Source organism: Nonomuraea sp. NPDC004580, from assembly GCF_040609855.1.
In the GTDB taxonomy this organism is placed as follows: domain Bacteria; phylum Actinomycetota; class Actinomycetes; order Streptosporangiales; family Streptosporangiaceae; genus Nonomuraea; species Nonomuraea salmonea.
Genome location: NZ_JBEXLH010000005.1, coordinates 22,332 through 32,803, shown reverse-complemented (window position 1 = coordinate 32,803; position 10,472 = coordinate 22,332). Strand labels below are relative to the sequence as shown.

Below are 10,472 nucleotides of genomic sequence, written 5' to 3'. Positions count from 1 at the left end.
CGTCCTGGGTAGGTGCGTTCGCATGCTCTACGGCAAGGAACACGTTCGGCGTTATCAGGAGACCGACGGGGCCGAAGGCCACGACTGGAACAACACCGTCGTCCTGCTCCTGACCACCAAGGGCCGCAAGTCCGGGCAGCCCTTCACCACCCCGCTCATCTACCAGCGCTTCGGCGACGACTATCTCGTGGTGGCGTCGAAGGGCGGCGACCCCGAGCATCCGCAGTGGTACAAGAACCTGCTGGCGGAGCCCGAGGTCGAGGTGCAGGTCAAGGGCGACAAGTTCCGGGCCCGGGCGCGTACGGCCGAGGCGTCGGAGAAGCCCGAGATGTGGCAGGTCATGGCCAGGACCTGGCCCGATTACGACGAGTACCAGAAGAAGACCGACAGGGAGATCCCGGTGGTCGTGCTCGAACGCGTGGGCTGATCACCCGGTCAGCGTCTCGTACAGCCGCATGGTGCGGTGGGCGATCCGTTCCCAGGAGAAGTGCTCGATGGCGCGGGCCCGGCCCGCCTCGCCCATCGCGCGTGCCCGCGCCGGGTCGCCGAGCAGGGCGTTGACCCGCTCGGCGAGGTCGGCGGCGAACCGCTCCGGGTCGTGCGGCGTGCCGTCGGCGGCCTGCGCGATGGGCACCAGCAGGCCGGTCTCGCCGTCGGCGACCACCTCGGGGATGCCGCCCGTCGCCGTCGCCACGACGGCCGTCTCGCAGGCCATCGCCTCGAGGTTGACGATGCCCATGGGCTCGTAGACCGACGGGCAGACGAACACCGTGGCATGGGTCAGGAGCTGGATGACCTCGGGCTTGGGCAGCATCTCCTGGATCCAGAACACGCCGGCGCGGTCGAGCCCTTCGACGAGCTCCGTCACCTCGGCGGCGATCTCCGGCGTGTCGGGCGCGCCCGCGCAGAGCACGAGCTGCGCCGCGGGGTCGAAGGAGCGGGCCGCGTGGAGCAGGTGGACCAGGCCCTTCTGGCGGGTGATGCGGCCGACGAAGACGACGTAGGGCCGCGTGGGATCGACGCCGTACTTCTCCAGCACGTCGGTGCCGCGGTCGGGCGCGTATTGGGTGGTGTCGATGCCGTTGTGGATCACGCTGACCCGCTCGGGCGGGATCTCGGGGTAGGCGGCCAGGACGTCGCGCCGCATGCCCTCGGAGACCGCGATGACCGCGTCGGCGGCGGACAGGGCGGTGCGCTCGGCCCACGAGGAGATCGCGTAGCCGCCACCGAGCTGCTCGGCCTTCCACGGCCGCAGCGGCTCAAGACTGTGTGTGGTGACGACGTGCGGCACGCCGTGGAGCAGCTTCGCGACATGCCCGGCGAAATTGGCGTACCAAGTATGGGAGTGGACGACCGACGCGCCCGCGCACGCGGCCGCCATCTCGAGGTCGACGCCGAGCACCTGCAGGGCCGCGTTCGCGCCCGCCAGGCCGTCGGGCACGCGGTAGGCGGAGACGCCCGGCTCGACGCGGGCGGCACCGAAGCAGCGCACGTGGACGTCGGCCAGCTTCCGCAGCTCCCTGGCCAGGTATTCCATGTGCACCCCTGCCCCGCCGTACACCTCTGGCGGGTATTCCCTGCTGAGCAGATCAACGCGCATGAGACGACACTACGGGCTGGTTGAGCACAGCGAACACAGCGACAAACCAAAGCTCGGCAACTCCGGTTCGTACATTGCATCGCAAATACCGACACACGGGAGGATCCCGCTGCGGCCTTTCGTCGATAGATCGGCCATTTGGGGGTAGCGTCCTGGGCATGAGGTCCCGGAGGGTGCTTGCGGTTGTGCTGGCAGGTGGAGAGGGCAAGAGGCTCATGCCTCTCACGGCGGATCGGGCGAAACCGGCGGTGCCGTTCGGGGGGATGTACCGGCTCATCGACTTCGTGCTGTCCAACCTCGCGAACGGCGGGTTCCTGAAGATCGTCGTGCTGACGCAGTACAAGAACCACAGCCTTGACCGGCACGTCTCGCGTACGTGGCGGCTGTCGGCGATGCTGGGCAACTACGTCACGCCGGTTCCGGCGCAGCAGCGGCTGGGGCCGAGATGGTTCTCCGGCTCGGCCGACGCGTTGTTCCAGAACCTGAACCTGATCTACGACGAGGAGCCGGAGCACGTCATCGTGTTCGGCGCCGACCACATCTACCGGATGGATCCCCGGCAGATGGTCGAGCAGCACGAGGACTCCGGCGCGGACGTGACGGTCGCGGCGATCAGGCAGCCGCTGTCGCTGGCCGACCAGTTCGGCGTGATCGAGACCGATCCCGAGGGGCGCCGCATCGTGGCGTTCAGGGAGAAGCCGAAGGACGCCGTGGGGCTGGCCGACTCCCCCGACGAGGTGTTCGCGTCGATGGGCAACTACGTGTTCAAGACGCAGGCGATGATCGACGCGCTGCGCGAGGACGCGCTCGACCCCTCCAGCAAGCACGACCTCGGCGGAAACATCATCCCGATGCTGGTGAAGTCGGGCGGCGCCGACGTCTACGACTTCGCCCACAACATCGTGCCGGGCTCCAGCGAGCGCGACCGCGGCTACTGGCGCGACGTGGGGACGCTGGACGCCTACTACGAGGCCCACATGGACCTCATCTCGGCGCATCCGGTGTTCAACCTGTACAACGACAAGTGGCCGATCTTCACCGGGCACGACCCGCTGCCGCCCGCCAAGTTCGTGCACAACGACGGCGACCGGGTGGGGCGGGCGATCGACTCGCTGGTCTCCCCCGGCGTGATCGTCTCCGGCGGCACGGCGATCAGGTCCATCCTGTCGCCGAAGGTGGTGCTCCACTCCCACTCGCTGGTGGAGGACTCCGTGCTGATGGAGAACGTCAAGGTCGGGCGGGGCGCGGTCGTGCGCAAGGCGATCATCGACAAGAACGTCGTCATCCCCGACGGCGCCCGCATCGGCTTCGACCTCGAGTACGACCGCAGCAGGTTCGCGCTGACGAGGGGCGGGGTCGTGGTGATCGGCAAGAACGAGATCGTCGACCGCTGACCCCGGCAGGTCGCGCCCCGGCCGCGAGCCGGGGCGCGGGCAGGGGCGCGAGACGGGGCGCGAGACGGGCATGCCGACGGCCCCGCCGTGCGGACACGACCGGGCCGAGACGTCATGGGAGGGGGCGGCCTCCAGGGAGGCCGGCGGGTGCTACAGGGGGTGGAGGGTGCCCGGGGCACCGTGAAGAGCGCCCCGGGGCTTGACGGCCGGCCCTATGAGTCAGGATCGGCCGGTGATGTCACTCCTGGCCGTATTACCAGGTGCCCGGCCAGTTGTAGCCGTTCCAGTCGGCCTGACGCGCGGCGCCGTAACCGTGACCCCAGCCGTAGCCGGGGCCGAAGCCGTTGTGCCAGCCGCCGAACTCCGCCTCGTCGCCTTCGTCGTCGTCCTCGAACTCGTCGTCCTCGAACTTGTGGTCCTCGAACTTCTTCTTGGCCTGGCAGGCATTGGCGTGGCGCTTGCCCGCGTGCACACCCCACGGAGTGATGCTCAGCGAGTGGGTGCGGTCGCCAACGCTGAGGTCGCAGCGGTTGGCCGCCTCGGCCGGCGTGGCCATGGCACAGAACGTGGCAGCGGTGGCGAGCACGCCGCTGACCGCTATCAGCTTACCTTTCATATCTCCCCCTGTAGTCACCGTGTGACAACGACAATCACTCTACGTAGTCGTCCTCTGGATGGGAATACCGCTCACTCGTGGCCTTACGTGAGCGTGAACGACTAATTGGGTCTTGTTGTGACGGCAGTCCGGGATCACCCTGGGCGGCAGGAGGCAGTGAGATGTCGCACCCACTCGGAGTCAGCCGTCCTGACCTGGAAGTCGCCGATCTGCCCACGCCGGAGGAGGTCTTCAAGGTCTCCAGGATCGGCCCCAAGGAACTCTTCAAGTACGCCGTCGGCCCCAGCCTGATCGCCCTCGGCATCTCCATCGGCAGCGGCGAATGGCTGCTCGGCCCGCTCAGCGTCGGCCAGTACGGCTTCGTCGGGGTCGGCTGGGTCATCGTGGTGTCGGCGCTGCTGCAGACGTTCTACAACGTCGAGTGCTCCCGCTACGTCGTCGCCACCGGCGAGGCCCCCGTGGTCGGCTGGGGGCGGGTGCCGCCGGGCTGGCCGCTGTGGGTGCCGCTGTCGGTGCTCATCGTGATCTTCTCGTTCATCGCCGGCGGCTGGGCCGCGTCGGCCGGCCAGGGCGTGTACGCGCTCGTGCACGGCGTCCCGCCGGCCGCAGACGCGGTCGAGCCGCGCCTGTGGGCGATCGGCCTGCTGGTGCTGGTGTTCCTCATCACGGCCGCGGCCCGCCGGATCAGCCGGGTCCTGGAGCTGGTCAACTGGGTGATGATCGGCACCATCCTCATCGCGCTGCTGGCCGTGGACCTGCTGGTGGTGCCGATCAGCCAGTGGTGGGAGGCCATCCGGGGCTTCCTCACCCCGGCCGCGCCGCCCGCCGGCATCACCGCGACCCAGCTCGGCGCGCTGGCCGGGTTCACGGCGCTGGCCTCGGGCCTGAACTGGTACATCATGGGCCACTACCGTGACAAGGGCTACGGCATGGGCCACCGGGTCGGCTACATCTCCGGCCTGCGCGGCGCCAGGAAGGCGATCCTGGCCAGCGGCGTCACCTTCCCCGACGACGAGAAGAACCGCGGCCTGTGGCGGCGCTGGTACCGGCTGCTCCTGGTGGACATGTGGGGCGTGTTCTTCGTCGGCGCGATCCTCGGCATGCTGCTGCCCACGCTGCTCATGGCGCAGGCGGTCACCCTGTCCGGCGAGCGGCCGACCAGGGCGAACGTGCCGACGTTCGTGGCCTCCGCGCTGGGCGACGAGTACGGCAGGGTGGTCTTCTACGTCGCGCTGGTGGTCGGGGTGCTGGTGCTGTTCTCGACACAGCTCGGCATCTTCGAGGCGATGGTCCGGGTCACCACCGACGCGGCCAACGCCACCAGCCCGCGCCTGCGCCGGCTGATCGAGGGCGACCCGCGCCGCTTCTACTACCCGTTCATGCTCTTCCTGCTGGTCATCATCTCGATCGTCATCTTCCAGTCGCTGCCGGTGGGCCTGGTGGAGTGGTCGGCGAACATGTCGAACCTGGGGGCGCTGCTCTACCCGTTCCTGCTGATGTACCTCAACAGCAAGCTGCCGCGCCCCGCCAGGCCGCGGCCGTGGCACTACGTGATCCTGGTGCTCAACGTGCTGTTCTTCGGGTTCTTCTTCGTCAACTTCATCGCGGACTTCGTCGGGGACCCGCTGGTGACGTTCTGACCGGCCGTACAGGGAGGAAGCTTTCACGTCAGCCGAAGTGATCTCCGGAGATGATCGGGCGTTGCTAGCGTGCGCGAAGGCAAGGGGGCGTGCCGGACTGCTGCGGGCCGGCGCGCCCCTTTCTCCCCCTCAGCGGCGGTGGTAGAGCTCCAGGAGCTCCTCGGCGCGATGGGTGCGGCCCACCCAGACCTCGCGGCCGCGCCGCTCCCTGGTGATGAGGCGGGCGTCCCTGAGCCGGTCGCAGTGGTACGTGATGCTGCTCGGCGTGACCTTCATGTCGGCCGCCAGCATGCTCATGGTCATCGGCCGGCCGATCGCGCAGAGCAGGTCGGCCCGTACGGGGCCCATCAGCGCCGACAGCTCGTCGAGCGCCGGGGCGGCGGGCCTGCTCCACAACGTCTGCGCCCCCGGCAGCGGGTACGCGATCCACACGGCCTCGGGGTCGTCGAGCCCGGCGATGACCGCGTCCTTGCCGGCCAGCATCGGCACCAGCACGATCCGCCGGTCGCCCAGCTCGTGCCTGCCGCCGTCGAGCCCCGCGACGCGCAGCCCGCCGCCGCCGCAGGTGATGCGGTCGCTGAGCGCGCCGAGCAGCAGCTCGGGGCCGCCGCGCACGGCCGCCACGCCGACCCTGGTGATTTCCTTGTCCAGCAGGGCGCGGGCGCGCTTCCAGAGGGGCTCGGCGGCGGTCCAGACGTCGGCGACGGCGCCGGCGTAGCCGTGCAGCCACTGGCGGGGCCGCTCGGCGGCCGAGCGCCACTGGACGGGCAGCGGCCCGCTGCCGAACGCCTGCTCCAGGTCGCGGACGAGACGTTCTGGCGGCAGGTCGCGCAGGGCGGCGAGCTGGTCCTGGATCGGGACGTCGCCGTCGCCCGGCGGGCGGGGCACGAGGCAGTCGGGCCCCACGTGGCTCCCCGGGGCGGCGAGCGGGCGTACGGCCTGGTGCCCGAGACGGGAGACGCGGGCGCCGATGGCCTTGCGCCACAGGTCGGGCAGGCCCCTGCGGCGGCCGGCGAGGGCGTCGGTGATCCAGGCGAGCGCCGTGAGATGCGGGGAGATCGAGAGGGACAGCTGAGGCGTGGAGGTGAGGTGCAGCTCGCTCCACACAGTCGTGCTGGTTACGTCGGCTCCTAGAGGTCGGCTCTTACGGACAGTGAGCCAACCTATTCATGCCGCTTTCTCCTGACTTACAGTGCGATTGCAGAGTTGAAGGTGCTTTGTCGGTGTACGGCTGACCTGGCCGTACGCACAAGAACCGCCCCCGGCGGCGCGAGTCCGGGGGCGGGATGCATCAGGCGGCTACCAGTCGTCGCCCTCGTCACCCTCGAAGAACTCCTCAACGACCTCCTCGACCACCTCGCCGGCGACGAGCCCGCCGACCACGCCGGCGGCGCCCGCGGCGGCCACCATGCCGAGGCCGGGACCCCCGTGGTGCCCGCCGTGGTGCCCGCCGTGGTGCCCGCCGTGGTGCCCGCCGTGGTGCCCGCCGTGGTGATCGCCGTAGTGGCCCTCGTGGTGACCGTAGGGGGCGGCGTGGCCGTACTGGGAGAGCGAGTCGAGCCAGCGGCTCAGCTCACCGGCCCAGTCCGTGCGCAGCGCGTCGTCGTGGCTGACCTGGAAGCGGCCGATGGCGTCGCTGGAGGAGTAGCGGCCCGTGCGCTTGTCGGCCTCCAGCACCACGTCGAGACCGGCCGGGTTCGCGACGAAGGTGACCTCGACCTCGCCCACCCGGCCCGCGTAGTCGCCCCCGGGGAAGAACTCGATCTCCTGGTAGAACGGCAGCTGCTGCGCCACGCCGTAGAGCTGCCCCGCCTCCAGGTCGGCGGACTTGAACGCGAACCCGAGCTGCAGGAACGCCTCCAGGATGCGCAGCTGCGAGGGCAGCGGCTCGACGGCCACCATGTCGAGGTCTCCCTTGTCGACGGCCTTGGCGATGGCCAGCTCGGTGCGCACGCCCACCGCCATGCCGCGCAGCGGCTGCCCGCCGATCTCGCTGATCGGCGCCTCCCACGGCACGGGCAGCTGGAAGGCGATCACGCGGTCCTCGCCCTTGCGCAGCGTGAAGGGGCCGGAGACCTGGGCGCGGGAGAACTCGCCGAGCCCGGCCGCCTCACCGCCGCCGTGCTCGATCTCGACCTGGGCGACCAGGCCGAGGGTGACGTGCTCGATCTCGGCGTCGAAGTCGCCGCCCTTGAGTCGCACCTCACCGTCCAGCGTGCCGCCCGGCTGGGTCCGCGGCGTGGACAGGACGGTGTCCACGGAGGGCGCGCCGACGCCGAACGCTCCCAGCATCCTCTTGAAGACCACGGCTCTGTTCTCCCTGTTTCGAAGATCGACTTGTGTGCCGCTGGCGTCAACGATCGGCCCGTGACCGGAGTTCCGGCGGGCCCGCACGCATATCGATCCGGTCTGACGTGCCTGGCCAGGAGGTTTCAGGTGCTAGCGGCCTGTCCACTTGATCTCGTACGCCTTGAGCCGGTACTCCTTGCCGTCCACCGTCGTCGTCACGGCCGCGTCCGAGGTGTTGACCAGCAGCAGCTGCTCGGGCTGGGCCAGCACCCGCACGGCGGGGTCGGATGAGGTGACGGGGTCGAGCCCGGCGCCGGCAGGGAACCAGCGGGTGAAGTTCGCGACCAGCCGGCCCGTCGGGGTCTCGGCGCCGCTGCGCGGGTCCCACATGCAGCCCACGCACGCGCCCTCCTTGGCCTGCGGGTTCCAGTAGAGTGCGGTGGACACGCCGCTGCGGGCCAGCTCGATCATGGAGACGGCCTGCACGGCGAGTCTCCTGGGCTCCTTCCAGCGGGTGCCGTCCTCGGGCACGAAGTACCACTCCGACCACCAGATCGGCAGGTCGCCGGTCTTCTTCCGCAGCCATTCGGTGACGTCGGCGAACTTCGCCAGCGCGCCGAACTCGTCGGGCAGCAGCTCGTGCGCGTCGGTGGGCGAGGCGCCGTCCACCACGATGAAGTCGGCGCCCTTCTTGTGCTCGAACCAGTAGTCGAAGGCGTCGATCACGTGCTGGTTGACGACCCCCCAGTCGCCGCGCAGCTCGGAGTCGCCCTTGCGGTTGCTGTCGAAGCCGAGGTAGGGGCCGCCGATCATGGCGTCCGGCCGTACCTTCTTCACCGCGTCGTACACCTTGTTGTAGAGCTGGGTGTAGCCCTTGTAGTCGGCCGGCTTGGCGTGGTCCTTCCAGAAACCCTTGAGCTCGTTCCACACCAGGAAGTACTTGACGTCGCTGTAGCGCTCGGCGACCGCTGCCGACAGCTTGGCGAAGTCGTCGAAGTGCTGCGGGTAGGGGGCGTCCTCCAGGTGCTCGGCCCAGGCCGACTCCTTCGTGGGCCCCTGCGGGCCGCCCTTCATCCAGTCGGGGGCGCAGCACAGCGTGATGACCGGCGTGGCGCCCGACACCTTCATGAGGTTGAGCCGGCTGTCGAGGTCCTCCCAGAAGAACTCACCGGGGTACGGCTCGGGGTTCGTCGCGCCGAAGCCCATGATGTGCTGGTTCTGCAGCATCGGCGTGCGTTCCAGCGAACCGGCCACCACCTGCTCGAAGCGCCGGGTGACGTTGTTGGCGCTGACGCCGGTGTGCGTGAAGCCCCAGCGCGGCCAGTCCTGCGCCACGGGCGGCGGCTTGACGGCGTCGCCCTCGGGAGCGGCGCTCTGGGTCCGCGGCGCGGCGGCGGTCTCCTGCGGCGGTGTCCCCTGCGGTGTTCCCTGCGGCGGCCCCTGCGGCGGCCCCTGCTCGCCGGTGCCGGTGGTGCCGCAGCTCGCGAGCACGGCCGCCAGGGCCGTGACGCCCACGGCCCTCCCCAGCCTGCGCCAGAACGATCCCCCGTTGTCCGTAACCACCCGTGCTCACCTGACTTCAACCGCGTGTATGCCGCTCGTAGCGTTCCATGAGTAAGCGAGGGGTCACATGCCGGGGCCAGATTTCTCAGACTTTTCTCAGGCAATCGTTATCGACGCGCAAGGGCCCGCCGAGCAGCGCGAACGTCAGCCGAACAGGGTTGCGGGGACCGCGGCGGCCAGCGCGCGATAGCCGGCCGGGCTCAGGTGCAGGTGGTCGCCCTCGTCGTACGCGGCGCCCAGCCGGTGCGGCGCGGCCGGGTCGCGGACCGCCGCGTCGAAGTCGATCACCGCGTCGAACCGGCCCGCCGTCCTGATCCAGTCGTTGACCCGGCGCCGCGCGGCCTGCCGGTGCCCGTCGGGGTCGTCGTAGGGGTCGTGCCCGCCGAACGGCGTCAGCGTGGCCCCGTACACCGGCAGGTCCCTGGCTCGCGCCCGCACGACGATCTGCTCGTACGCGGCGGTCAGCGCCTCCACGGCCTCCTCCTGCGCCGCCCTGGTGGCCGGGGCGGTGCCGAGGTCGTTGACGCCCTCGAAGACGACCAGCCACCGAGCGCCGCTCTGCGCCAGCACGTCGCGGTCCAGCCGGGCCAGCGCGCTCGGGCCGAGCCCGTCGTTCAGCACCCGGTTGCCGCCCGCGCCCTGGTTGGCGACCGCGATGCCGGGCAGGCGGTCGAACAGCAAGTCGGGCCAGCGGTCGTTGCCGTTGGTCGTGGAGCCCCTGCCGTCGGTCAGCGAGTCGCCCACCACGACCAGCGTCCCGACGCCGGCCGGGGCCCACACCTCGACGGCGCTGAGCAGGTACCAGTGGTCGACGGGCGTGGCGCCGGGCAGGTCATCGGCCGTGACGTGGTCGCCGCCGATCAGGTGGGAGGTGGTACGCGAGCCTGGATGCGAGGTCAGCTCCCCCGACGCCAGCCCCTCCGCCAGGTGGACGGTCACGGTCAGCACCGATCCCGGCGCCAGGTCCAGCTCCACCGGGTCCGACACCACGTGCGCGCCCTTGGGCACGACGGCCGACGCCCGTCCCGAGAACGTCACGGGCCGCGAGGTGCCGGGCAGGATCGCGCTCCCGCCGGCCGCGCCGCCGCGCGGCAGCGCCACGGAGACGCGGGTGAGCGGCAGGGGCGCGCCGCCGAACGCGTTCGACAGCCGCAGCCGCATCCTCCTGCCGCCGGCCGACACCCGGACGGTCTGCCGCAGCGTCGTGTCGGGCAGGCTCAGACCCTCCTTGGCGTACGGGGGCGGCGGCATGTTGTGGGGCTCGGCGAGCTGGGGCATGGCCGTCCAGGTCGTCACCCAGTGCCGGGCGGGGCGGATCGGCTCCTGGCCCATGTCGGCGTGCTCCCCTCGGTAGGTCGAAATTTTCGGCA

The 10,472-nt window shown here is 70.4% G+C and carries 9 protein-coding genes; 3 read left to right on the top strand and 6 right to left on the bottom strand.

Annotation, left to right across the window (positions count from 1 at the left end):
• Positions 1-22 precede the first annotated feature (22 nt).
• Positions 23-427, top strand: coding sequence for a nitroreductase family deazaflavin-dependent oxidoreductase (locus ABZW11_RS08580; protein ID WP_355414134.1), 405 nt, complete (start codon positions 23-25; stop codon positions 425-427).
• Here ABZW11_RS08580 and glgA read toward each other — a convergent pair whose 3' ends face one another.
• Positions 428-1,600 carry a glycogen synthase gene (gene glgA / locus ABZW11_RS08575; RefSeq protein ID WP_355414132.1) on the bottom strand — a complete coding sequence of 391 codons (1,173 nt, stop codon included), beginning with the start codon at positions 1,598-1,600 and terminating at the stop codon, positions 428-430. It lies immediately after the preceding gene.
• A gap of 158 nt (positions 1,601-1,758) precedes the next feature.
• Between glgA and glgC the strand changes: the two genes are divergently transcribed.
• Entirely contained in the window at positions 1,759-2,994 is a 1,236-nt protein-coding gene (glgC, locus tag ABZW11_RS08570) for a glucose-1-phosphate adenylyltransferase (RefSeq protein WP_355414130.1), read from the top strand.
• A 253-nt stretch (positions 2,995-3,247) separates the two neighbouring features.
• Here glgC and ABZW11_RS08565 read toward each other — a convergent pair whose 3' ends face one another.
• Positions 3,248-3,610, bottom strand: a complete 363-nt coding sequence (locus ABZW11_RS08565; RefSeq protein ID WP_355414128.1) for a hypothetical protein — start codon at positions 3,608-3,610, stop codon at positions 3,248-3,250.
• A 161-nt stretch (positions 3,611-3,771) separates the two neighbouring features.
• Between ABZW11_RS08565 and ABZW11_RS08560 the strand changes: the two genes are divergently transcribed.
• On the top strand, positions 3,772-5,250 hold the full coding sequence (locus ABZW11_RS08560) for an Nramp family divalent metal transporter (RefSeq protein ID WP_355414126.1): 1,479 nt from the start codon (positions 3,772-3,774) through the stop codon (positions 5,248-5,250).
• 129 nt (positions 5,251-5,379) lie between these two features.
• Here ABZW11_RS08560 and ABZW11_RS08555 read toward each other — a convergent pair whose 3' ends face one another.
• The 4 genes from ABZW11_RS08555 to ABZW11_RS08540 form a co-directional block, all read right to left on the bottom strand.
• Positions 5,380-6,357, bottom strand: coding sequence for a winged helix-turn-helix domain-containing protein (locus tag ABZW11_RS08555; protein WP_355414124.1), 978 nt, complete (start codon positions 6,355-6,357; stop codon positions 5,380-5,382).
• 192 nt (positions 6,358-6,549) lie between these two features.
• Positions 6,550-7,557, bottom strand: a complete 1,008-nt coding sequence (locus ABZW11_RS08550) for a sporulation protein (RefSeq protein WP_355414122.1) — start codon at positions 7,555-7,557, stop codon at positions 6,550-6,552.
• A gap of 132 nt (positions 7,558-7,689) precedes the next feature.
• Positions 7,690-9,054 carry a xylan 1,4-beta-xylosidase gene (locus ABZW11_RS08545; protein ID WP_355414120.1) on the bottom strand — a complete coding sequence of 455 codons (1,365 nt, stop codon included), beginning with the start codon at positions 9,052-9,054 and terminating at the stop codon, positions 7,690-7,692.
• Positions 9,055-9,246: 192 nt separating this feature from the next.
• Positions 9,247-10,434: an SGNH/GDSL hydrolase family protein gene (locus ABZW11_RS08540; protein WP_355414119.1), complete on the bottom strand. Its 1,188-nt coding sequence runs from the start codon at positions 10,432-10,434 to the stop codon at positions 9,247-9,249.
• Between the last annotated feature and the right edge of the window lie 38 nt (positions 10,435-10,472).